The 23,299-nt window shown below is 57.9% G+C and carries 16 protein-coding genes and 2 CRISPR repeat arrays; of the genes, 2 read left to right on the forward strand and 14 right to left on the reverse strand.

Annotated features, from left to right (window positions below; genetic code table 11):
- Window positions 1-75 precede the first annotated feature (75 nt).
- Window positions 76-2,923: direct repeats of the CRISPR family, unit length 37 nt; unit sequence CTTTCAGTGTCCTCTATCCGGACCGACTGAGTGAAAC.
- 180 nt (window positions 2,924-3,103) lie between these two features.
- The 13 genes from cas4 to V7116_RS15230 all read right to left on the reverse strand — a co-directional run bounded on the left by cas4 (window position 3,104) and on the right by V7116_RS15230 (window position 19,712).
- On the reverse strand, window positions 3,104-3,703 hold the full coding sequence (cas4, locus tag V7116_RS15170; RefSeq protein WP_324392790.1) for a CRISPR-associated protein Cas4: 600 nt from the start codon (window positions 3,701-3,703) through the stop codon (window positions 3,104-3,106).
- On the reverse strand, window positions 3,700-3,948 hold the full coding sequence (cas2, locus tag V7116_RS15175) for a CRISPR-associated endonuclease Cas2 (RefSeq protein ID WP_324392791.1): 249 nt from the start codon (window positions 3,946-3,948) through the stop codon (window positions 3,700-3,702). The genes cas4 and cas2 overlap by 4 nt, the downstream gene beginning before the upstream one ends.
- A 1-nt stretch (window position 3,949) precedes the next feature.
- Window positions 3,950-4,960, reverse strand: a complete 1,011-nt coding sequence (cas1, locus tag V7116_RS15180; protein ID WP_324392792.1) for a CRISPR-associated endonuclease Cas1 — start codon at window positions 4,958-4,960, stop codon at window positions 3,950-3,952.
- 97 nt (window positions 4,961-5,057) lie between these two features.
- A CRISPR array of direct repeats spans window positions 5,058-5,601; the repeat unit is 37 nt; unit sequence CTTTCAGTGTCCTCGATGCGGACCGAACGGGTGAAAC.
- Window positions 5,602-5,814: 213 nt separating this feature from the next.
- Entirely contained in the window at window positions 5,815-6,735 is a 921-nt protein-coding gene (gene cas6 / locus V7116_RS15185; RefSeq protein ID WP_324392793.1) for a CRISPR system precrRNA processing endoribonuclease RAMP protein Cas6, read from the reverse strand.
- Complete coding sequence (locus V7116_RS15190; RefSeq protein WP_324392794.1) at window positions 6,732-7,415, reverse strand: hypothetical protein; 684 nt, start codon at window positions 7,413-7,415, stop codon at window positions 6,732-6,734. Before V7116_RS15190 ends, cas6 begins: the two co-directional genes overlap by 4 nt.
- 3 nt (window positions 7,416-7,418) lie before the next feature.
- Window positions 7,419-8,450: a DevR family CRISPR-associated autoregulator gene (locus tag V7116_RS15195; protein ID WP_324392795.1), complete on the reverse strand. Its 1,032-nt coding sequence runs from the start codon at window positions 8,448-8,450 to the stop codon at window positions 7,419-7,421.
- Between the two features lie 68 nt (window positions 8,451-8,518).
- A complete protein-coding gene (locus V7116_RS15200) occupies window positions 8,519-10,348 on the reverse strand; it encodes a hypothetical protein (RefSeq protein ID WP_324392796.1) in 1,830 nt (609 codons plus the stop codon).
- Window positions 10,349-10,355: 7 nt separating this feature from the next.
- Window positions 10,356-12,998 (reverse strand): CRISPR-associated helicase Cas3', encoded by a 2,643-nt coding sequence (gene cas3, locus V7116_RS15205; RefSeq protein ID WP_324392797.1) that lies wholly within the window; start codon window positions 12,996-12,998, stop codon window positions 10,356-10,358.
- Window positions 12,910-13,890 carry a helix-turn-helix transcriptional regulator gene (locus tag V7116_RS15210; RefSeq protein ID WP_324392798.1) on the reverse strand — a complete coding sequence of 327 codons (981 nt, stop codon included), beginning with the start codon at window positions 13,888-13,890 and terminating at the stop codon, window positions 12,910-12,912. The genes cas3 and V7116_RS15210 overlap by 89 nt, the downstream gene beginning before the upstream one ends.
- Before the next feature lie 460 nt (window positions 13,891-14,350).
- Complete coding sequence (locus tag V7116_RS15215) at window positions 14,351-17,290, reverse strand: primase C-terminal domain-containing protein (RefSeq protein WP_324392799.1); 2,940 nt, start codon at window positions 17,288-17,290, stop codon at window positions 14,351-14,353.
- 211 nt (window positions 17,291-17,501) lie between these two features.
- Complete coding sequence (locus tag V7116_RS15220) at window positions 17,502-17,816, reverse strand: hypothetical protein (protein ID WP_324392800.1); 315 nt, start codon at window positions 17,814-17,816, stop codon at window positions 17,502-17,504.
- A gap of 348 nt (window positions 17,817-18,164) precedes the next feature.
- Window positions 18,165-18,587 (reverse strand): hypothetical protein, encoded by a 423-nt coding sequence (locus V7116_RS15225; protein ID WP_324392801.1) that lies wholly within the window; start codon window positions 18,585-18,587, stop codon window positions 18,165-18,167.
- 72 nt (window positions 18,588-18,659) lie between these two features.
- Window positions 18,660-19,712, reverse strand: a complete 1,053-nt coding sequence (locus V7116_RS15230) for a ParM/StbA family protein (protein ID WP_324392802.1) — start codon at window positions 19,710-19,712, stop codon at window positions 18,660-18,662.
- A 448-nt stretch (window positions 19,713-20,160) separates the two neighbouring features.
- Between V7116_RS15230 and V7116_RS15235 the strand changes: the two genes are divergently transcribed.
- Window positions 20,161-21,927 (forward strand): SWIM zinc finger family protein, encoded by a 1,767-nt coding sequence (locus V7116_RS15235; RefSeq protein WP_324392803.1) that lies wholly within the window; start codon window positions 20,161-20,163, stop codon window positions 21,925-21,927.
- 136 nt (window positions 21,928-22,063) lie between these two features.
- Window positions 22,064-22,636: a pyridoxal 5'-phosphate synthase glutaminase subunit PdxT gene (gene pdxT / locus V7116_RS15240; RefSeq protein ID WP_119065531.1), complete on the forward strand. Its 573-nt coding sequence runs from the start codon at window positions 22,064-22,066 to the stop codon at window positions 22,634-22,636.
- Window positions 22,637-22,793: 157 nt separating this feature from the next.
- On the opposite strand, the gene V7116_RS15245 is transcribed toward pdxT, so the two are convergent.
- Window positions 22,794-23,299 (reverse strand): hypothetical protein (locus V7116_RS15245; RefSeq protein WP_324392804.1); only part of this gene is annotated, 506 nt, incomplete at its 5' end.

Raw genomic sequence — 23,299 nt, forward strand, 5'->3', positions numbered from 1 at the left:
CCTCAACTCTATCGTTCCTTTGCGCTATTTAACAAACACGCTCTAATGGCTTATGTGCTTGTGCTTCAGGTATCTCTTTCAGTGTCCTCTATCCGGACCGACTGAGTGAAACTACTGAGGTTGTCGCGGCGGCGCTAGCCTGTTGGGCTTTCAGTGTCCTCTATCCGGACCGACTGAGTGAAACGACCACAACCAGCAGATCGCCAATCTCGCACTCAAACTTTCAGTGTCCTCTATCCGGACCGACTGAGTGAAACCGGCATGTGCACCACCGACGAAGTGCCGAGCGATTGCTTTCAGTGTCCTCTATCCGGACCGACTGAGTGAAACTGCGCGTAGTGTGCCCAATAGTGCGCCTCAAGTTGACTTTCAGTGTCCTCTATCCGGACCGACTGAGTGAAACTCATCCATCCTGTGACCGGGTCGATTGGCAGCATCCTTTCAGTGTCCTCTATCCGGACCGACTGAGTGAAACGAATACGCGCGAGCAGCATCAGCAGTTACTCGAACTTTCAGTGTCCTCTATCCGGACCGACTGAGTGAAACGCACAGATCCGCCGGCCCGTGATCAAAGATTATGGGCTTTCAGTGTCCTCTATCCGGACCGACTGAGTGAAACCGCCGTCAGCGTCACGCCCGCCGCAATCGAGATGCCCTTTCAGTGTCCTCTATCCGGACCGACTGAGTGAAACCTGCCTGCGCGATTTCTTTCGTATCCAACTGGACCCTTTCAGTGTCCTCTATCCGGACCGACTGAGTGAAACCCATCACGCTTGGCACACGGACGTATACCTTCAACTTTCAGTGTCCTCTATCCGGACCGACTGAGTGAAACGGCGCGAACATTCTGGTTTGCGATGACCTGCTCAACTTTCAGTGTCCTCTATCCGGACCGACTGAGTGAAACCTCCGGTCTACACGCACTACAACATCACGAGCGTTCTTTCAGTGTCCTCTATCCGGACCGACTGAGTGAAACTCCGTCCGACTTCACCACCATTCCGCTCACCTCCGGCTTTCAGTGTCCTCTATCCGGACCGACTGAGTGAAACAGCGCTGTACATGGCGAACTAGCGTCGCGGGTCGTCTTTCAGTGTCCTCTATCCGGACCGACTGAGTGAAACCGCCTTCAAGCGGGTCTTTTAGTTCCAGACAGGACTTTCAGTGTCCTCTATCCGGACCGACTGAGTGAAACCGGACGCCTTCGACCGCCCGCTGCTGACCCTTCAACTTTCAGTGTCCTCTATCCGGACCGACTGAGTGAAACCACGATCACCCCGTTTACCACCTTCGATCAGGATCCTTTCAGTGTCCTCTATCCGGACCGACTGAGTGAAACGCTGGCGTAGGACACCGAATGGCGCCCGACCATCCTTTCAGTGTCCTCTATCCGGACCGACTGAGTGAAACCGATATCGCGGATCGGCTGGACTTGTTCGCCGGCCTTTCAGTGTCCTCTATCCGGACCGACTGAGTGAAACGCGCCTTTTGCGCGGGGTGCTTGAATGCTCTTAAACTTTCAGTGTCCTCTATCCGGACCGACTGAGTGAAACCCTGGCACTTTTGCGACCTCTCCGGCAGCAACCACTTTCAGTGTCCTCTATCCGGACCGACTGAGTGAAACCCTTTGCCAGAAGCTACCCGAGCAGATGGGTGGCTTTCAGTGTCCTCTATCCGGACCGACTGAGTGAAACATCGCCCGGTAGACCATATTTAATAGGGTTCAATCCGCTTTCAGTGTCCTCTATCCGGACCGACTGAGTGAAACGCACGGCTACACATCGGATGACTTTTATGATTGGTGCTTTCAGTGTCCTCTATCCGGACCGACTGAGTGAAACCGTTTCTTCCTCTCTTTGTGGGGTGTCCAGTGCGTCTTTCAGTGTCCTCTATCCGGACCGACTGAGTGAAACCTGGGCGTGCGAACTACGCGGTTCGAGTTGGCATTCTTTCAGTGTCCTCTATCCGGACCGACTGAGTGAAACAAGGCGGTGGTAGCCGCCAATGACGCCAGCAGCATGCTTTCAGTGTCCTCTATCCGGACCGACTGAGTGAAACCTGTGTACACCAGCACGGTACACACGGGTGCGACTGCTTTCAGTGTCCTCTATCCGGACCGACTGAGTGAAACCGACCGCGTGCCGGCACGAGATTGCAATCGCACTGCTTTCAGTGTCCTCTATCCGGACCGACTGAGTGAAACGTACGTTCCCTGTGCGTCTTGCACCCACCGATTTAACTTTCAGTGTCCTCTATCCGGACCGACTGAGTGAAACTTAGAGACGTGGGGTTTGCAATGGCCGCTTGTGACTTTCAGTGTCCTCTATCCGGACCGACTGAGTGAAACACACGGTGTCTCCGTGGATGGAAGAATGAGATGACTTTCAGTGTCCTCTATCCGGACCGACTGAGTGAAACGAACCTGCGCGCGGGCTGGCCTAAGCTGTCCGAGCTTTCAGTGTCCTCTATCCGGACCGACTGAGTGAAACCCTGGGCGCTTAGGTAGGCTTTCCATTCCTCATCCGTCTTTCAGTGTCCTCTATCCGGACCGACTGAGTGAAACCCGCCCGCGCCTACGTAAGCAGCTTTGGATTGGATCTTTCAGTGTCCTCTATCCGGACCGACTGAGTGAAACCTAGCCACACAAAGCGAGCGGCGCGTCCTGCCGGCTTTCAGTGTCCTCTATCCGGACCGACTGAGTGAAACTCACGGCTGCGAACTTCGATGCGCAGGCGGCACTGCCTTTCAGTGTCCTCTATCCGGACCGACTGAGTGAAACAGCACAGTTTGACACTCGCCGGGAGTAATCCAATCCCTTTCAGTGTCCTCTATCCGGACCGACTGAGTGAAACACAGCCTTTCTACACCGCTCCGCAGCACCTAGATCTTTCAGTGTCCTCTATCCGGACCGACTGAGTGAAACCCCATTACGCCGAACGCAAAAACAGGGCATAAATGACCTGATTGCACGAATCTGCCCCTGGATGGCCATTGTAGAAGGTGGGTTCGACGCACATGCTCAGAAAAGTGCTCCCTAATTCGGTGCTGAAATGAAACTCGGTTGATGTCACGAAACCACGCCGAGTTTCATTTGCAGAGATCCTTAAAATACGTCGTTGCAGAAACGGCTGTATTGGCACGTTCTGCATTTGCCGGGCTGTGGTGCAGGGGGTGGGCAGCGTTCTTCATCCATCATAGCATGAAGCTCAGCAAGCGTAGCCCGCAGTTTTTCTTCATCGCGGCGTGTGAACCTGATCGGGTGATATTCCTGTGTTGGGATGCTGTAGATATAACAGGCCAATACGGGGAGAGTAGAATTTTCACTAAGGCAGAGATGGTAAGCGCCTATTTGGAGCTTCCAATAACCGTAATCCTTCTCGGTGTCCTTGTAATCGATCAGGTAGAGACCCTCCGTCGTCTCGACTACTTCATCGACTTTTCCCACGATCTGGTACGTGGGGCTGAATACTGTGACATCAAAATGACGCTGCCCCTCGACGACTACATGCAGTGCATGTTTACGCCGTCTCATGCGCGCTTTGACCTCGGCTTCTGCTTCAATCCCCATGTGCGAGAGGCCTGTCTCACGATCGATCCCCATGCAGAGGGTATAAAAGCTGATGCGCGGACAGTAAACATAGTTTTTCAGCTCATTGATGCGAAGATACGTCGAAAGTACTTCCGCATCCGGCATCGAAGTCATAGTTTGCTCGCTCCCAGTTCAACTCGCTTTTCCCAGTCATCGGCTGCGACCGGGATCAGCGTGACCTGTCCTTCTTTCGATAGTGGACGCAGCAGTTTGGCAAGCTCGCGGAGATGTGTTGGTTTGACCAGCCCCGAAAAGACGCTGTACTGGTGGCGGTCCAGGCCGTAATCCAGACACGTGTCACTGACTTTTTTGCGCGCCTTATCATCGCTGATGTCGTAGACGACGATTACACGGATCATGTTATCCTCCCGTGTAGGACAGATAAGGCTGCTCGCCGCGAAGCGCCGTCGCCAGGGCGCGTGCCTGAAGTTGAATGATCGAGCGGAGCTGGTAGCGTTTTTTCTGATAGACACCCTGTGCATTCAGCCGGGATAGAATGTGTTTTGCAAAGCTCTTGCGGAATTCACGTTCCATTCGGCCATCGTCCTCGAAGCGTACCTCGTAGTGCCGGTTGACCAGTCCTATCACCGTGCGATCTACAACAGGCGCACGGAATTCTTCGATCAAATCAAGCGTCAGGCTCGGCTTACCGGGGCGGTCGGTGTGGATCAGGCCTGCATATGGTTCCAGCCCGGCGATGACCAGCGCATTTTGCACTTCGCCATACAGAATCCCATAGCCGTAGTTCAGCAGGCAGTTCACCGGATCAGTCGCATGGCGTCCGGTGCGACCCGACCACTGGTATTCGTCCGGTATCAACGCGGCAACGGCGCTCCAGTAGAGCCGGGCGCACTGTCCCTCGATACCCATCAGCTCTGCCCGCACATCTCCGATGGTTTCCGCGCGGATTGCGGCAAGCCGGTCCGCATAGGCCAGCAGATCGAAGCTGGACTGCTGCAAAGCCGGCGCGACGTCTTCCGGTTGGCGACGTGCGAGATAGCGGAGATTAGCCGCCTGACTTTTGATTTTGCCTACGCCGATTTGCAGCGCGACATCCACGCCGATCTGGTTGTTCATCGCGTCGAGTTGGTGGCGGCGTGTGGTGATGACGGTGGTCAGGTTGGGCGAGAGTACGCTGGCGTAGTTGCCGCCGAAACTGTCCACGAAATGCACGGGAATTCCCGCTTCACAGCAGGCGGCGAGTGCTGCTGCACTCAATGATGCCGATCGTGTGTGAATCTGGACGCTGCGGAGGTGCAGCAGCGGTGCTTCCGCGATGCGCTTATTGTTGACATGAACTCGCAGACGTTTGCCATGCAGCCCGACGAATGCGCCATACTCACTTACAATCAAGTCCTCGACAATGGCCATATTCAGCTCCTTGAAACTTATGCGGATTGCCAGTGTCCTTTATCCGGACCGGACTGTTGAAACCGCAGTTGTACAGGATGGCGCGGGTCGTCTGGATCTTTCAGTGTCCTTGATGCGGACCGAACGGGTGAAAGGCCTTTACCAGATGCTACCCCTGCCGATGGGTGGCTTTCAGTGTCCTCGATGCGGACCGAACGGGTGAAACAACTATTGGAGCGATGAGTATTACGACCATTTGGAACTTTCAGTGTCCTCGATGCGGACCGAACGGGTGAAACCTAGCCGTGCGCAGGGCGTTTTACTCGCCGTTCATCTTTCAGTGTCCTCGATGCGGACCGAACGGGTGAAACGTTCCGCCGTAGGCAGTTCGCCACCACCAGCACCGCTTTCAGTGTCCTCGATGCGGACCGAACGGGTGAAACTTCACCACGCGGCAGCGTGCTAAGGTCGACTTCGGTCCTTTCAGTGTCCTCGATGCGGACCGAACGGGTGAAACAAATACGACTACGTAGGCCAGCGCTTTTACTTACACTTTCAGTGTCCTCGATGCGGACCGAACGGGTGAAACCTAAGCTCGCCTGGCTGACGTCTGACGACACACCCGCTTTCAGTGTCCTCGATGCGGACCGAACGGGTGAAACCCCGCCACACCAAACAGAAATTCAGGTCAAAAATGACCTGATGCCGTGATTCGGGGCCGTGACGGCCATTGTAGCAGGTCGGATTTTGACCATTTCGAGAAAAATGGAACACCGCCCCTGTCTAAAAATGAAACTCGGTTCGTGTCACTCAACAGTGTCGAGTTTCATTTCGGTGACCAATTCATGTTTCCCAAAGGACGAGTGGCGCTAACGTTAGCGCCACGCGTAGCGCAGGCGATACCACCCGCAACCCTTGACCGTGTTCTTGCCCACCTGTATCGCTTGACCCAAAACCAGCCACGGCAGCACTCGTGATAGATCACCCTCATAGACGGCGCGCCCGGCAAAGCCGCTGGTCGGACGCATCGCTCCGTCGCGCCGCGAACCTGACCACATCTCGATCCAGCGCGTATCGTTCTCGGCCAGCGTGACGCGTTCCGCATCTGCCAACAGATCCTTGAACGGAACCCAGACCGGCGTGTCCGTGTAGACCTCGCTGATCACACGGATACGTTCCAAAAGCCGCTGGAACCAGGGCTTGAACTGCGGCTCGTGCACCAGATGTTTCTGTTCGACGATGCGCGTAGGCGTCAGAAAATCGACAGCGATGCGGTCTGGTCGAAGCATTTCCGCCAGCTTGACATAGGCGGCTTCGCCCGGTGCGGTGCGCAGATCGCCTAGCCTGTGGCCCTGTCCATCCAGCAGGGGCGTGGGCTGATAGGTGATGGGATCGAGCAGATCGATCCGGTCCAGTGTGAACCGGTTCCGCCCGCGCCCCAATCCGATCTGCTGCATGGCGTTCAGGGCGGACAGGACCATTGGAAGCTGATCCTGCCCGCGCCCGTAGAGTGACACACCGAAGGACGTATCACGCACGCCAGCGGTTAATGGCGGTCGGATGGCGATCGGGCGGGGAACATCCTTGCCCCCGCTCGTCTCGTCGTCTTCCAGCCGCAGCAACCACGCCGTCGGGTTCTCGTCCACGTCTTCCCGCGCCCGCACCGCTGCGCCGGTATCGTACATGGTGCGCAGCGTCTCGTAGAGCGCGCCCCGGATGCTGGACCCAGGGTTGGCGCCAAAGTCAAGCGGATAGGACGCGGAGATATGCACGTCCAACAGCGTCAGTGGGATCATGGCTGCGGCTCCACTTCATAGACGGTGTGATTGAAACCGTGATGCGCTAGCTGGTAGGGCAGAATGACGTTGTAGCTGATCCGTCCGCCATCCGAGCGTGGACTGCCATAGACGGAGACGTCCTCGAATGTTGCATCCGATCGCATGTTGTCCATGCGCTGGAGGAAGCCGAACCCGAGCGTTTCCGTTGGGTGGCACAGATCGATATAGCCCTGCGCCGTGCCGGGCGGATCATCGAGCAGGCGGTGTCCCACAAACTGCATAAAGCTGCCCTTGCGCCCAAAGTAGTTGATGGACGGAAGCATATACACGATTTCATCTGTGAAAGCGGCATCCGCCAGCCCGAAAGCGAGTGAGAGCGATCCGGCGTGAAACACATACTCGCGCTGCGCGATGGTCTGGTTCCAGATTTCACCCTTACCGCCGGGTCGCAGCACTTTCTGGAACGTCCGGTTCACGGCGACCGCAAACGGCACATGCAGCTCGATTTCCAGGTCGCGCACCAGCGGAAAGCGGTCCACGCCGTAATCCAGCCCTCCATAGCGAATCAGGCGATCCAGCAGCGCCATCTTGATCGCATACGGCGTTGGCACGAGCAGCGACTTCCCGCCGCTGGACGTGGTATTGGATGGTCGCAGCCCGAATGCTGCGACCGGTTCGTAATCGACGACGATCCACATGGCTTACAGCCTGCGGTACTGGGCGGGCGTGACCGTCTCCACCACGTCCGCGATCTGGGCCAGCAGCCCTTCCGATCCGGCGAAAGGCAGCAGTGACACGGCATTTTCGCCGTGGATGCGGTTCACCAGCCCGGCGATGTCGTTTGCACGATGGATGAAATTATCTGCCAGCGGGCTGATCAACGGCGCTGCTGCCGCTGAGGTCGAGACGCTGACGAAGCCTTCCACATCCACTACATGCGGGAGCTGTGTGGAGGTCAGCGCGCCCTTAGGGTGCAGCACGGTTTGCACCAGCGCCATCAGCGCCGCGCGGAGCCGTCCGTCCCGGTCGGTGACGAAATCTGGGTAGTCCTGCGAAGCGTCGTTAAAGCCAATGGCCGCCACGTCCAGGTGCGCGACGAACGCATACACACCGGACGACGCAGGTCGGTTGAACACCATCTGCCCAATGTTTTCGCCCTTTTCGGCCAGGGCTGTTTTTTTGGTGTCTTCGTCCGAATCGCGGGTGGCCTTTGTGCGCGTCAGGCGGGTGATCGCGTGGCGCGCATGCAGGAACTCCTGCACTTCGGTGATCTCCGGCAGGCCGACCGTCCAGCCGAACTCAATGGCCGATTTACGCTTCACGGACATGCCTTCGCCCGTGATCATAATGCCACACACGTCGTCTACGGCGCAGGTCAGCAGCCGGTCGATCACTTCATCGACGGCAGGCTTGCCCTTGAGGAATTCCCGAAAGTCCGCGTTGCCCATCATGCGTGCCGGGTCGAGCGCCTGACACGCAGGGCACACATCCAGGCCGAGATCGAGCGCCATGTCGCGGAAGGCATCGGCAAAAATGTGCTTGTTCATGTCGCCGGAAATGGCATTAACGGTCGAGCGCGCGTAGGTTGGCGTGCCGTCTTCGGTGGTGGCAGGGGTGACGATGCCTACCTGCCGGGTCATGAGGCGGTTGCTTTCGTTGCCTTCGTTGTTGAGCGCGTGCATGTCCATCACGACGCGGCACGCCAGCGACAGAGAAGTGATCGGGGTCGTCATTTGAAAGGCTCCTTATAGAGTGTCCTTAAGCACAAATTCCTGTTTCGGTCCTGCTTGACTGCTTCGACCTACTGTTCTTTGCGTGTGAAATTGGATGCATAGCCGCTGGCGACGAGCAGGCTGGCAACCACGCGCGATCCGTATTCGCTGACCAGCGCGATGACGTCGTAGAGATCACCTTCGGTGATGAATGCGCGTTCCTCGCCGGTAAGGGCCTGAACGTTGCTGCTTTCGCGCATGTAGTCGTGCACGAAACTGCCGAGATCCTCGATGAAGTGATCGGGATCGTGTGCCCGACGCAGCAGGTCATCGCCCAGGCCATGCCGCACCTTGAACGCAATCTGTTGGTTCTTCACATCTTTGAAATAACGGAGCTGCACGGTGCAGCTTCGGATCGCGGTGGCGACACTGCGGAACCCGGTGTTTTCCAAAATTGGGCGATAGTCTTTGGCTTGCGGATTGTTCATGAGCGTTTTCTCCAGAAGTTCGACGGATACATGGGCCATCCAGGGACTGTCCACCATTTTGTTGAAGCGGTGCTGGCTATAGTCGATTGCGAATGCGATCCAGTCTTGGGCGTTGCCCAACGTCACAAATCGCCGGTAGCTGGACAAAATTTCCAGTTCTTCTGCATAGTCGCCGCGTATGTCCTCGATCAGGTCGCGGTGACCGTCCAGCACACTACGCGCCTCGTCCAGCGCGGCAGCATCGGCCTTGAGCGGCAGCCACGCGGGCAGGGCGAAGGTCGTCTCATCAAACGGAACCTGCGTTGAAATGTTTTTGTAGTAGTAGCCGACCAGCCCGCTGATCGCATTGATGTCCGGCACATCCCAGGGTTTTGCGTTCTCTATAGGCATGTTGTCGCGGTAGTGTTTGATCATGTTGTCGTAAAACGCGATCTGGCTGAGGGCGTCGATCTTGGCGCGCGGCATGAAATTGGAGTAGTCGTACAGGTGGCGGATCGCGTCCGAATTACGGTAGGACTGCATCGTGTGCTCAAACGCCGTGAACGCGATATCACGCGGAATCGGGTAATAGAGCAGGGCGTCTCCGTCTGCGTTGAACGGCATGGCCGCTGTCATGTACCCTACGAAGGCCAGGTAAATGTCCAGCCAGAAAATATCGGGCGTGCCGGTGTTTACGCCACGTGCGCCGCTGACTGTATACGAGCCCTGCGCTGTCGTCGGAGAAACGATAGACAGAGCGCTCACGTCGGTCTGCGCGCCATCCCAGCCGAAGATTTGAAAACCTGATGGATCAAGCTCCGGCTTAATTGTGTCGCGCCACTCATCGCGTGCAGCCTCAAGATCGTTCGGGAACACGCCATAGGTGCGCAGAATCAGATCCAGCAGCGCCACGGCCTGATCACCCTGATGTGCGTGCCACGCATGAACGACCAGCGGATAGCCGATGCGCATGGCCGAGCCTTTTCCGAAGTACGAGCACAGGTGCGCCCACAGCGGGTAATCACGCGGGCGCTGCGGCAGATCGGTTTCCTCGCGCGTTTTGCGTTTGGTTTGTCGTGTCTCATCGACCTTCTGCTTTTCGGCCCCATAATCGATCACATCCTGACTGGGGAAGCGTTCAGGGATGTATTTGCGCAGCACTTCTTCTTCTGGAACACCGCTTTCTACCTGTTTTTTCTCCCCTGCCGACAGCGGTTTGAAAATGGCGGGCAGCAGCACCGGCAGACCGTGCTGCGCGACATACTCCAGTAGATCCGTCGGGGCGCACCCTTCTGCTACCAGCGCATACGTGCTGCCTCCATCTACGATACGCACATCCAGGCTCGTGCCGGGATCGGCGAGCCGGTAGAGTAGCGACGCCAGCCCATACGCGACCAGGGTCGAGCGCATCTGGTCGGTGTCTTTTTCGACATACAGAATGGTATCGGCCATCAGATCCTTACCTTTCATAACCGGAAACCAGATTTGACGTGCGATACTGCCGCCAATAATTGCCGGAACGCTGGTCGGCCAGGCGCAGCGTGCGCACGAAGACGAAGTACATCAGCGCGGCGTTGTAACTGCTGCGGCTGGGCGCGATGCGCTCGGCATATTTGCTGAGTGCGCTGCTGCCCCGTGCAAAGGATGCACAAAGTGCCTCGAACCACCGTTCCGCCTCGTCGCCGAATCCGAATATTTCCAGCGCGCGGCGAAAGGAGGCTTCGCTGCCCGGCGTAAGCCGGAATGCCCCTGCGTCCTTCACGTCCGGCGTATGGTGGCGCATGATCGCGCCGACCGTGACCGCCATCCAGAACGCATCGCCGCCTGTGGCGTCCCACAGCACCGGCAGGCATGCTTCCGCGCTTTCCCCGGCGTGATTGCCGCGCGCGGCATGCTTGAAGCCCTGCTGCAATTCGCGCTCATCGGCGCGAGCACCGTCAAAATCGGTGTGTGCCAGCGGATCGGGATCGTTCGTGGGCAGTGTCACAGGGAAACGCTGGGAGCGGCGATAGTTCTGCCATGCGCGCGACCATGCCTGCCATGGGAGGTTGAGCTTGCCCACATCGTGCAGAGCCAGGGTGAGCCGCAGGAGCCGTTCTGTCTGTGCGAAGTCCGCGTCCACTCGCGCGCACAGGCCGCGCAGGGGATAAAGCACCTCGTCGTGCAGAGGGGTATAGGCGCGCTCGCGGGATTCACCCCCGATCCGTTTTTCTGCAGTGCGCCGCATGGTGTAAGCCAACTGTAAGCCGTTGAGGTGTTCGTGATAGCGCTCGGCTTCGTAGGCGATCTTCTCCACGTCCCTGCGGGGGCTGACCGGAGATTCTTTGGCGGGTGTGCTGCCGGGAGACAGCATCAGGCCGAGATCCGCCGTGTAGGTGACGGCCTGAGGGTGCGCAACGAGCATCCGTGCGGCATAAACCTCTTTGCTTTCGCGCAGGCCATTCCATTTATACAGCGAGGTGTAGTCGTCCACCGTCTGATCCGTACCTGCACAAAACAAAAACGGGGCGTCGATGTCCTCCGGCTCGGGCATTCCCGCAAGTGCACGCTCGATCTGGCCTTTCGAAAGGGTGATTGCTTCCCGCTGCCAGGGCCTGGTTGTCAGGATCTCATCTTCGTCCGGCCTGGGGTGGATGTAGAGCGGCACGGTGTTTACTTTACGCTCGCGGATCAACCGATCCGCCCAGGCTCCTTCGCGGCTTGCCATGCAGTGCGCGATGTGGTCAATGCGCTGGTTGATGTTTGCTTCCAGGTTGGTTACGAATTTCTCGTCTGCTTCTTCGTGGGCGATTTTTACCAGTTGCTGCTCTTCGGAAAAGCCCATGATCTGGCCGTTAAATGCTTCTGAGCGCAGTGCGTTCCACGTCTTACGACAGATGTCTTCCTGGTCGTCGTCTGTGTAGGGCGCATAATTGATTTCGCCCTCGTCGTAGGGCTGAAAGACAAAAACGCGGCCCTCGCCCTCCCAGCGCGCGCAGCGCCCGGCGCGCTGGATCAGGCTGGCGGCGGGCGCGCATTCGGTGAACATCACCTCGCTGCTGATATCCAGCCCAACTTCGATCACCTGCGTAGCGACCAGCACGGTCCGGCCTGCGGATTCCTCCTTGCCGAACTGTTCCCGCGCGAAGTCTTCGACCGCCTGGCGATCCTCGCGGTAGAAACGTGAATGCAACAGGCGGCAGTTCATATCCTCCCCCAGCGCCGATTTCAGATCGCGGTAAAGTCGTTGGGCACGGTCTACCGTGTTGCAGATACACAGCACACGCTGCGTGCCATCTATGCGCTCGATTACTGCCCGCGCATCGAGCGCACCGTCTTCTGCGTAGAACGTGCGCTGGCGAGTGGTCAGGGCGGGGATGTCGTGGAACAGCCCCCGGTCGAGCGGCGTATCCGGATCGTCGGCGATCACCTCTGCGCCGATGACGCGGCCAATTTCGCGCAGAAACACCGGCGAGAAGGTCGCGCTCATCAGGATGAAACGACTGACGCCCTTCAGCATTTTGAGCATTGCTACCGTGGTTAGCATCATCTGGTCGCGCGGGTAGAGGTGGAACTCATCAAAGACGAGCGCACTGCCGATCATCGCGCCCGCGTTGATGTTGTCCAGGCGTTTGGGCAGGCCGTAGGGGATATTGAGGAACCCCGCTAGCATCTGATCCACGGTGGCAAAAACAACGTGGCCCTCGAACATCGGGTCTTCCGGCATATCGCCGGTTTGGATGGTGGGATGCCAGTGGGGGAGCCAGCCCTTTTCCTTCGCGCGTTTGCCGTATTCGTCCAGGAAGCCGCGTGCCAGCACGCGCATGGGGACGTTGTAAATAAGGCGCTGAGGATAGTTTTCGATCGGTTTGAGCTGGAAGCCTCTAATTCCTGGTTCGAGCGCGGCGCGCGTCTTCCCTGCGCCAGTCGGAGCCTGGATGATCAGATCTTGGCCCCCAAGGAACTGTTCACGCACGAGAGTTTGATAATCATATGGAGTTTCCTTAGGACTCATAGTACCACCTAGACTTGACCTAGAAAATGTAGTCGTTTGTTGTGCTGTTGTTCCCATACAGCCGCGCGGTTGCGTCGGCGTCGGCGGCGATACGCTGCCGAAGATCATCCGGTTCCAACACTTCTACATCCGCACCCCAGCCGCGAATCCAGGGCAGCATCTCCTGCGGCTCGGAGATGCGTGCCTGCCAGATGATCGATCCGTCCGGCTCAACCCAACTTTCCTGAGTGGGATGCCAGCGCGTTTCCTGCAGCCGTTGGTGCTGGCGGTTGTCGAAGCGCAGCTTGACGCGTACCGGTTCGCCATCTCCGACCCAGATACCCCAGGTGTGTTCCAGATAGTCTGTGATTGCCTTGCCTGAAGGCCGCTCGAAATGGGTTTGGAGTGGTGTTACAGCATGGATGCGATCGAGCTTGAGCGTGATCGGATCCTCGCTGCCGTTTGGGCGCCGCAATCCACCGATGAGATAAAACGCATCAGACCACACTGCCGGCTCGAACCACCACGGCGCGACGACGAGTGTCGAGTCGTAGTCTGCATTCGGGCGGCGGTAGCGGCATTCGATGTGCCGTTGTTCCTGCCAACAGCGCACCAGATCTACGAAGATATGATCCCTGTCGTCTGGTTTATCGTCCATGACGAGCGGAAACAACTGGTCGGCGATTTCCTCGTGAAACAGCGAGGCGATCCGGTGCAGCAAGCTTTTCACGAGCGGCATCCGGTGCAGTTCCGCGCGCACGATGCGACGAAGTGGCAGATACATGAACCACGCCTGCGCCAGTGACAGCCGGATTGTTGTGCGGTAAGCGGTATCGAGGCTGTATGCGCCGTGATCCTCGATGATGGGCACGCCATCCATCTCCAGGCGATTGAGGTCGTTGTAGACGGTGCGCTGGCTGACACCGAGCATCGCCGCAAGATCGGCGGTTTTTAACCCGTCGGGATGAGTTTGCAGCAGGGCTTCAAGGTCACGCAGGCGTTGGCGGGTATCATCCGACATCCGAGATCTCCTTCTTTATCCCCAGTTTAAGCAGAAGTGTGAACGAAACGTTCCATGTTGGAAAGAGTCAAAAAAGTTAGTAAAGCAAATACTATCTGCTAGGTTGGTTATAAGAGGGAATTGCCCATCCGCTTTGTGTCTACGTTATAGTCTGGCATTATCTTTTGCGCTACTGTCACAGGTGTCTCACCTGTCACAGCTTCTTTTTATGCAACTGCGCGTTCGATTTTTGCACTCATGGCGGTTGCTGTCACAGATGTCACACCCGTCACAAGTGTTCTTTTGCACAGTCGGTGACACGATTTTGGCGGGAGCGCGTTTTTTTAAAATTCCAGTAAATTTGATTGTCTTACCCTGTGACACTTGTGACAGTTGAGACAACAGGCAGAAAAATAGAGCTAATCACCGGTATGCTGCCGGTGATTAGCTCTATTTTTCTACGACCGAAAACTTGATGACGTCAGTCAGTGTCACAGATTACATTTCCATCATCGCCCAAACACCCCATCTTCAATTGCCAGAATCGCACTCGATTTCCCTTTACACGCCGCTGTACAGTGAGGTTATTTGCGCCTGGAATCAGGAATCCATCTTCTTTAAGCTGCATCCCTATTGCTACAGCGGAAAAATGCAGCGGTTGTATTTTGCTCACTTCCTTGTGCGCAATTTCTGGCAGCAGATAGATATAGGCTTCATCACGGTATCCAACGATTGTGCTTCCCGGAGATGCTTCGCGCGGGCGCTGCATGCTATCGTCAAGTATCACCTGACCGCCTGCTAGAAGCTGGCTAAGAAGGTCAATGAATATTTGGCTTGCACGTTCCTGGCGCACGGACTGTGCCGTTTCCAGAATGGCATCCTGCCAACTGGGCAGCAGATCATCAGCGTTTATGCTGGCTAGAAAATCGCGCAGCAGCCGGTAAACGGTGACCAGGACAGCCCAGTTCTGAATCACGCGCCCGGTATTGGCCATCGTAATGCCTGATGCTTTTAGCTTGTCGCGATAGCCCTGCACGCTGATCGCAAACTCGTGTGACAGCCGGCTCGGAAGATCGTGCTGCTCGACCTGCTGGGCGATCCAGGCGGCGAATCGGATGGTGAAGCCGGGCAGGGCATGCCGAAGCGCATCCGCGTGTAGCAGTGCCTCGCCGCCCGGATCGCGGTGCTCCCACGGCGGCACTTCCAGTACCAGCATGCGCGAGAGCACCGACGCTTCACCTTCGAGCACTGTCTCGCCTGTGCTGAGAACCGTTCCCCGGCAGGGACGTTCCTGGCGCACCCTAGAGTCGCGTGTTAACCGTCCACGTCCCATACCGCGTGAGTAGCTTTGCAGGAAACGGGTGAAGGTGCGCTCGTCGGCATAGATGTTTTTGTAGTCATCCACCCAATAGAGCGCATCTGCCAGGGGATAGCCAATTGTTTCAACTGTATTGATGGTGTCGCCCCACTGCGCAGGGGGCGTGTCCCGTGAAAAACAACCGTAGAAGTTGCTCATCAACGCGGCGATTTCCGATTTACCGCTGCCGTACGTCCCGGTGAGATGGATTGCCGGACGCGGTGCAGCCGCTGGGAAGAATCGCTGAACGATTGGCAGCAGCGCAAAGGCGATACACGTCGGCGCAAGCTGTTTCGGGAACACCGGGATAAGCGCCCGGAAAGCCGCTAAAGCAGTTTCGCAGGATGTATCGTGCAGCCCATAATCGCGCAGCCGTGTGTCCAATTCCGTTTCCAGAGGCGTTCCACCGAGGCCATCCGCATTGACGGAAACGCCCGGCGCGATATAGGTCCAGCGATCGTTGATTTGCGCCCACCCCATGAAGCGGTAATTGGTTCGGCGGGGGTACTCACCCGATAGGCTCAAGATCGCCGGGGCGAGGTGTTTGCCCATTCCAGCGCGAACGGTGAACGTTTCACCCGCGTGCCCTGCGATGAACCGGCGCAGCGCGGGTTCATCGCCGAACAGTTCACTGGGCACTTGCAGCGTGAACGTTTGTTGTTCGCTGCGGAGCTGCAGCGCGGCGATATGCTCACATGTCCCGTCATCATTGATTTGAGAGATACGCTCAGTGATTGTGCCGGTCCAGGCTGCAACAACTCTTTCCACCGGGCCGCGATAGGTGATGTGCCGGTAGATCATCTTATGCCCGGCTTCGAGATACTCTTCGTGCTCAGCGTAATCCTGAAGTCGCTCGCGCTCCAGCGCTTGCCGTGCCTGGCGATACTGGCGATCCAGATCCGTGATCCGCACCCCATCACCACACAGCGTTTTGAGCTTCTGGCGTTGGGTCGCCCAGTCAAGGGCATCCAGGTGTGCACAGGCTTTGACCGCTTCTGCGATTTGCTCCGCTGTCGGCTGCCCCTGTCTTTCCGCCGCTCGCTGTTGGTTGACCAGGGCGTGAACAAGCTGCTGGGCATTTTGAGACGTTGTCGGGAGCGGCTCGCGGCGTGGTTGGTGATACACGCTGGTGATGGTAGCGCGAGCCTCTCGTTCGCGCGCTGTAAGATTTTCGCCGCTGCTGCCGTCCGCGATGTGGCGCGGGATGAGTTGCGCTTCGGCTTCGTCCTGGCTGTATCCGGCGTCACGGAACTGACATGCAGCATCAAACAGGGCATGGTTCCGGTTGCCGTTAGCTGCCCCCTGGTTGAGATAATCGAGTGTCGCCCGTGGCAGAGGCGCACAAGCGCTGTCAGAAGGCATGTCCAGCCGTTTGAGAACCGGCTTCCCCAGCGTGCTGGCCAGCCATTCGAACGCGGATAGGGAGTATCGCCAATCCGGATGGAAGTCGATGATCGCGGCTGTTACGCCATTGCGTTCCGGTTTGGTGTTGATGGAGTCCGGCAGGCGCATCAATGAGGCGACTGACTTGGCATAGTCAGGATCCCCACCAACGGCTGCGAACAGCCCTTGTAGGAGGTTGCCGATATGCTGCCGCTCGGCGTGACTTTCCAGCGCGAACGGCTCACTGAGCAACCAATATGCGTGCCATCCTCCGCCGCTGTTCACGACGATCGAGGGCTGTGGCTCAAAGGTATGCAGCCTCGCCAGACTGACCGCACGGCGCTCCGGATCGTTGTCGCAGTCGATGTCTACCCACAACGCAGGGACAACAGCCGCCGCATCTGCAGTTCCCTTCTTTTGAGTACGTGGGCACGGTGAAAAGAAGATCCCGTAAGCGGATTTGTTCAGGGTGTCTGTCTGGCGAAGCACAGACGAAAGCTTTTTTTGCTCCCCGGTACGCGCCCACAAGATGCGAGCCTTTTCTGTTTCAGGCTGGATGCAGCGGAACTCCAGTAGTAGTTCAGAATCTACGCTTCTCAAGAGTGCCTTGAGAAACTCATGTCGGTTGGTAACGGGTTGTGAATCCGATGACGTTTTGTTATTCGCGTTTTTTTGTGACATACTTATCCCTACTTTGTACAGGGGACCCTTGAGCGGTTGTCGGCAAAAACTACGCGCTCTGGTCCTCTGTGTGTTTTCTGCGCAAGTTACAGGTCGAAAGACAGCTCCGGCTTGGTGTCCAATTTCCATTCTGGACCAACGTAACGTTCTATGAAATGGCGTGTATTCTGCTCAGTGAGTTCATGCAGAAGCCCGGTATATCGTGCTGTGATCATCGGATTTCATCCTCTTTCAACGCGCGCCGCAGTGCTGGTGAAGGCCGGAAGCGGCCATAGACACGGCGGACTGTTTGAGGGGCATCCTTGCCCTGTTTGCTTTGCATCGTCTGGCGAACAGCCCCGGCAGTGCGCATGTCCTGAACGTCGATAGACAGCGTTCCGAGATCGAACAGAATGATCGTTGCGCCTGGCTGGCACAGTTCCTCCAGCCAGATATCGCGCATGATGTCGAGCATTTCCGCGACATCGCGCTGAGTACGGTGTGGCAAACGTTGTGCGATGGCACGCACGGTTTCACGATAATTCAACGTCTCCTCCTCCATGTGACACTGGATGTAGCGCTGTTGGCTGAGGGTGTTCGCTTTTGATGCACTCCGGCACGGAGTGCGGTCTGTGGGACCGGCATGCCGAGCCCACAGACACAGGGAGTGCTGTGCACTCCCGAACCGGTGCAGGACGCTTGCGGCGCTGCACCGAGCCTCCACGGCGTATGAGTGGCGAGCGATTTAGCTCGCTACCAGGAACCGGAACAAAAGGTACGCTGCTGAGGCGTGTAGTGCGGTTCCTGGTCGGTTCGCGTTGCGAACCGGTGGGCGGCACTCCGCCCACACCTGAGGTGCTGATCGAGCTACCTAAACACGCTCGTTGAGTCGGGGTCACCATCGCGCGCCCTTGTTCATATTGGTTTCGCGCTCCAGCCGAATTTGTGTAGGCAGCAGACAGTTATTCTCAACGGTTACGCTATCGATGGGCACAGATATGGGCTGCATGACTGCGACGGTCTGGAGAAGCTGCTCAAGGTAAGCGGGCATGTCGTTTAACGCGGCCCGAATCCAGACCGTATCTTCATGCACCCGGCTTAGCTCCAGATCCATCGATGTGAGCGTCACCTTCTTCAGCCGCTGCTGGCGGGCTTTTGGACTGTCGATGAAATCTCGCATCACGTCGCGAATTTCCTCGCTGCGATCTCCATCCGGCAGGCTTTCCCACCAGTCCAGAACATCGGGATCGGTGTCGTAGTAAACCTTGAACGTGATGATTTTGAAGCGGCGTTTTGGTGGTTTAGGGCGTTTGGACATGTTGTCCTCCCTTTGCGGGGGTCGTACTCGGCAGACCGAAATGGCATACCGGTACAACCCCCAGGCACAGGTTTATCGGGCGGCGAACCGTGCGTAATTCAGATAACCGCGTGCGTTGGCGAGCTGCGCATCTTTCACGAGCTGTATTTGGGGGTAGGCGATGCTGATCTCTTTCGCCACCAGATCCGCGCCACCTCCGGACAGGTAGATCACGTCCACCGTCATACCCCGATTCCACTTCTCGCTCATCAGGTTCAGCGTCGCGCTGCGGAGTGGGGCGAGCGCTTCCTCTACCTCTGCCGCGTAATCGACAGGCTCCCCGCTGGCATGAAACACGCCGGTTCGCAGCACGCGGTCCACGATCTTGTAGGGCATCTTCTGCCGGTAATCACGTTCTAGCGCCGCCGCGATACGTTCCTGCGCTGTGAACACACCGCTCTCTGCGCTGCCACTTTCGGCATCCACATATTCGCCGTTATCATCCATCGCCAGATCGATGGTGTAGGTTCCAACGTCTACTACGCCGGTACGGATCGCCGTATGGCGTTGGTTGATCTCGCCATTTTCAGTCAGCATCGCTGCGTAAATCGTCCCGTAAGGCTGCGGCATGACCATGACCTGTTCCACATTGGCGACGATTTCCGCCGTATCGGTTCGAATCAGGTGTTGGCCGAGTAGGGCATTTTTCAATTCGCCGGCATCACGCATATGGTCCACTGGCAGTCCGGTTGCGATGCGTAGATGGATGACATCCCGGTTCCAGATGCCATGCAGCAGTTTGCCGATGGCGACCTTTGCCAGCCGCAGCCGGAAGGCATTGCCCATCGTGGATTCGTTCGCAGTGCGTCCGCGCAGCCGGAGCAGTTCGCCGGGCGGAAGCTGCGCCAGGGCCAGATCGCCGACGAACCATTCTCCCTCATCGTCGATGATTTGATCGCCGGGATGCCGCGTTGTGATTTCATCCTGCTGAAACTTAATCTCGCGGGCGTGGCCCATTACGGATGGAAACATGATGACATCGTTATCCGTGATGGCTTTGACGACGCCATATCCGATGTCCAGGCCGACCGTCATAACGGAACCGGGCAGGACAGAGGATGGAGTAGATTTACGCTTATTGGCCATTAGCTGTCTCCTCAAAAGCAAAGAAGCTGCCTCCATCGATCCTTGAGCAAAGGACCGTGGAAACGGCTTCTGGGCGAACGAACGTATGAGGCTGTGCGATCAGGTTACGTGACTGCCGGTCGATCCGCGCTGCAAGCAGCATATTCCCATCTCCAGAACGCCAAACCAGGACAACAATCTCCCTGGTCTGGCCCTCTGTTCATGGGCATCAACGTGACCACCATGCCGGAAGGCGAGCGCATCGCCTCGCGCGGGTGGTAAGCACGGCTCACTTAACGGCGCATTAGAGACAAGAAGGGCACATTTGCTGCGGCAGATGTGCCCTTGTTTTGTTAATGGCCCATACCACCGCATTTCAAGAGAGTTTTTGCGCGCGGCTGTCCCACTGCGGAAAATTGAATTGTTCCCGCATCGTAATATAACCTACGAGGGACGAAGGCAGGTCGAGATGCCTCAACTGACACTGGATGCCATCCAAAGCCGGGCAACCGCCCAGAGCTTCACACGCGGCAAACAGTACTACCAGGACGGTGCCATTTACAACACCACCCGGCGCGGCAACGAGCTTGAGGGGTGGTGCAGCGGATCGGACTATTCACCGTACCGGGTCCGCGTCACCCTGACCGCAGACGGCTTCGTTGGCGAGGCGTCGTGCACGTGCCTGTACGACTGGGGTGGCGACTGCAAGCACATCGTCGCCCTACTGCTGACATACCTCAACAAACCGCAGTTGTTCGAGGAGCGCGAGCCGGTCAAAGATCTGCTGGAAAGCCGCACCAAAGAGCAGTTGATCGCCCTCATCCGCCAGATGATCGAGCAATACCCCGACTTGCAGACTCTTATCGACCGGCCCTTCCCGGGACAGCAGCCCGCTAACCAGCCGGTCGATCCGAAAACATTCCGGCGCGAGCTGCGGCAGGCATTCAAAAACGCCAATCCGTGGGACGACGATTTCATGGCGGACCGCACGCTGTCGTCCATCATGCGGGCTGCCCAACAGTTTCAAGACGCGGGTGACTGGCGCAGTGCTTGCGCGATCGATCAGGTCATCGTCGAAGAGGCGCTGGATCACATCGACGAGCTGATGGACGATGAAGGACTGTTTATCGAATTGATCAACCAAGTCCTGGACCGTCTGGCAGCCAGCTTACGGCACGACGAAGTGGCTCAGGACGACACGCTCCGGCGATCCATCCTGGACCAGATGCTGTATGCCTTCATCAAAGATATCGATTTAGGCGGGGTTGGTCTGGCTGAAGACGCCATGCCCGAAACGCTGCTCGCGCACGTCAAACGCGAGGAGCTGCCGGCCATTCGAGAACAAATCGAGACGGCGCAGCGCAACAAGGTGGAACAGACGTATAGTGAATGGGGCGTTGAAATTTACGAAGAGCTGCTGGTGCAACTCGACGCCCTCGACAACGTCGATCCCGAAGTGACATTACAACGGCTGCGCGAGCAGGAAATGTACAGCCTGTTGTTTGAAAAGCTGCTCGATATGGGACGCGTTGATGAAGCCGTCGATGTAATCGAAACCTACCTCACGGGTCCGCATGAACGCTTCCAGACGCTGCCCGCATTGGCAGCGGCAGGGCAGGAGGACGCCGCCATACGGATCGCGCGCGAAACCATCGACAAGCAGTTCAACGATAGCATGACGCGCTGGCTTGCGGCCCGGTACAAGGCGCGGGGTGACCGCGAGGCTTCGTTCGAGCTGCATCGCCTGTGGATGCAAGAGAAACCGCACGAAAATGTCTACGTCGAGCTTAAGCAGGCCGCCGAAGCGGTCGGCAAATGGGACTCGGTCCGCCCGGCGGTGATTGAGGATCTGGAGCGCAGCAAGCAGTTTGACGTGCTCACGCGGATCTACCTGCACGACGAAGATTGGAACGCTGCGTGGCGCACGGTAGCTCGCGTGCCGGACAACGATTCCGCATGGTGGTTGGGGGAAACGCTGAAACTTCTGGTTGCCGATCGCTCGCGGCACGCGTTGCCGGAGCGCGCGATCCCCGTCTACGTCGATGCGGCACGGCGCTTGATCGATCAGCGCACCCGGAGCGATTACGCTCAAGCGGCGCAGTATCTTGAAATCGTACACGAGCTGTACGATCAACTCGATGACGAAGAACTGTGGCTCGACCTGATCGAGGGCATTCGGGAAGAGTTCCGCAGGCTGCCCGCACTGCAAGACGAACTCAACAAAGCCGGTCTGTAAGCGCGGACCCATGACACCGCATTAGGTCCAAATGCACAAAAACGGGGCCAATAAGTCCAAAGCCCCTTGAAGTGACCCCGCCAGACGGGTAAGATGCGCGTATCGTTTCGCACAGACCCGAAAGTCAGGGGAGCGTATGAACGTCGGCGTACTGGCGCTGCAAGGCGCATTCATCGAACACGAAAAAACGTTGCGCAGCCTGGGCGCGACCCCGGTCGAGGTGCGGCTGCCGCACGACCTGGACGACCTCGACGCGCTGATCATCCCCGGCGGCGAAAGCACGACCATCGGTAAGCTGGCGAACACCTACGGGCTGATCGAGCCGCTGCGCGCCTTCGCGCAGGAAAAGCCGGTGTGGGGCACGTGCGCGGGCATGATCTTTCTGGCGAAGGATATCGGGCGCGACCAGCCGATCCTGGGACTGATGGACATTCAGGTCAACCGCAACGCGTTCGGGCGGCAGGTGGACAGCTTCGAGACGGACCTGGACGTGCCCGCGATCGGTGAGGCGCCATTCCATGCGGTATTCATCCGCGCGCCGCTGGTGACGGGCGTCTTCGACGGCGTGCAGGTGCTCGCGGAACTGCCGGAGGGCGGCATCGTGGCGGTGCGGCAAAATCACCTGCTGGCGACCGCGTTCCACCCCGAACTGACGCCGGACGACCGCTTCCACCGTTATTTTCTGGAGCACGTAGCAGTGAGCCGCTAGCCGTTAGCGGTTAGCAAGAGCAAAAACAAAAATCCGCGCAGCACAGGCGCGGATCGGGACGTGTAGGGGCGTATTGCGATACGCCCCTACGGTTTTGTGACATTAGGTCGGTAGGGGCAATTCATGAATTGCCCCTACGCAACCTGTGTGTATGTGGTTACTCTCCTTCGGCGGGGGTGACGGTGAACAGCGTGCCCGCGCCGCGCCCGAAGACCTCCGGGAAGTAGAATGCGTACGCGTGGCTGGGCATGGTCTGGAACTCGCCCGGCACGCTCGCGCGCACCTGATAGGTGTAGACGTACGTGCCGCGCGGCAGGAAGTCCGCGTAGAGATTCACCTGCTCGTCGCGCATTTCGGTGTGGTCGAACAGCCACCAGCCCCAGAACCAGTGCGGATCGTAGTCCGGGCGGATGCTCGGCCCCTGCGCATTCTGTGTGGTCGTCAGCAGCGACGTGTCGACCGGTTCCGTCCCGGCGGGCAGCGGATCTTCCAGCACGAAGTAGTACACATCCTGCGGCAGCGTCATCGTGACACGCACCGTGATCAAGTCGCCTACCTGCGCCTGCGCGATCGGGGCCGTCGGGTCGTCCTCACCGAAGTACTCGCGCGAGACGGTGATGCCCCGGCTGATCGGCTCGGCTTCGCTCGCCAGCAGGCGCAGGG

It is taken from the genome of Aggregatilinea sp., from assembly GCF_036822615.1.
In the GTDB taxonomy this organism is placed as follows: domain Bacteria; phylum Chloroflexota; class Anaerolineae; order Aggregatilineales; family Aggregatilineaceae; genus Aggregatilinea.

Bases quoted from the DNA above. Each gene is read 5' to 3' on its own strand.
- cas4 (WP_324392790.1), bottom strand. From the start codon at position 3,703: ATGACTTCGATGCCGGATGCGGAAGTACTTTCGACGTATCTTCGCATC.
- V7116_RS15190 (WP_324392794.1), bottom strand. From the start codon at position 7,415: ATGTGGATCGTCGTCGATTACGAACCGGTCGCAGCATTCGGGCTGCGA.
- cas1 (WP_324392792.1), bottom strand. From the start codon at position 4,960: ATGGCCATTGTCGAGGACTTGATTGTAAGTGAGTATGGCGCATTCGTC.
- V7116_RS15235 (WP_324392803.1), top strand. From the start codon at position 20,161: ATGCCTCAACTGACACTGGATGCCATCCAAAGCCGGGCAACCGCCCAG.
- cas2 (WP_324392791.1), bottom strand. From the start codon at position 3,948: ATGATCCGTGTAATCGTCGTCTACGACATCAGCGATGATAAGGCGCGC.
- V7116_RS15210 (WP_324392798.1), bottom strand. From the start codon at position 13,890: ATGTCGGATGATACCCGCCAACGCCTGCGTGACCTTGAAGCCCTGCTG.
- cas3 (WP_324392797.1), bottom strand. From the start codon at position 12,998: ATGATCTTCGGCAGCGTATCGCCGCCGACGCCGACGCAACCGCGCGGC.
- V7116_RS15215 (WP_324392799.1), bottom strand. From the start codon at position 17,290: ATGTCACAAAAAAACGCGAATAACAAAACGTCATCGGATTCACAACCC.
- V7116_RS15195 (WP_324392795.1), bottom strand. From the start codon at position 8,450: ATGACGACCCCGATCACTTCTCTGTCGCTGGCGTGCCGCGTCGTGATG.
- pdxT (WP_119065531.1), top strand. From the start codon at position 22,064: ATGAACGTCGGCGTACTGGCGCTGCAAGGCGCATTCATCGAACACGAA.
- cas6 (WP_324392793.1), bottom strand. From the start codon at position 6,735: ATGATCCCACTGACGCTGTTGGACGTGCATATCTCCGCGTCCTATCCG.
- V7116_RS15200 (WP_324392796.1), bottom strand. From the start codon at position 10,348: ATGGCCGATACCATTCTGTATGTCGAAAAAGACACCGACCAGATGCGC.
- V7116_RS15225 (WP_324392801.1), bottom strand. From the start codon at position 18,587: ATGTCCAAACGCCCTAAACCACCAAAACGCCGCTTCAAAATCATCACG.
- V7116_RS15230 (WP_324392802.1), bottom strand. From the start codon at position 19,712: ATGGCCAATAAGCGTAAATCTACTCCATCCTCTGTCCTGCCCGGTTCC.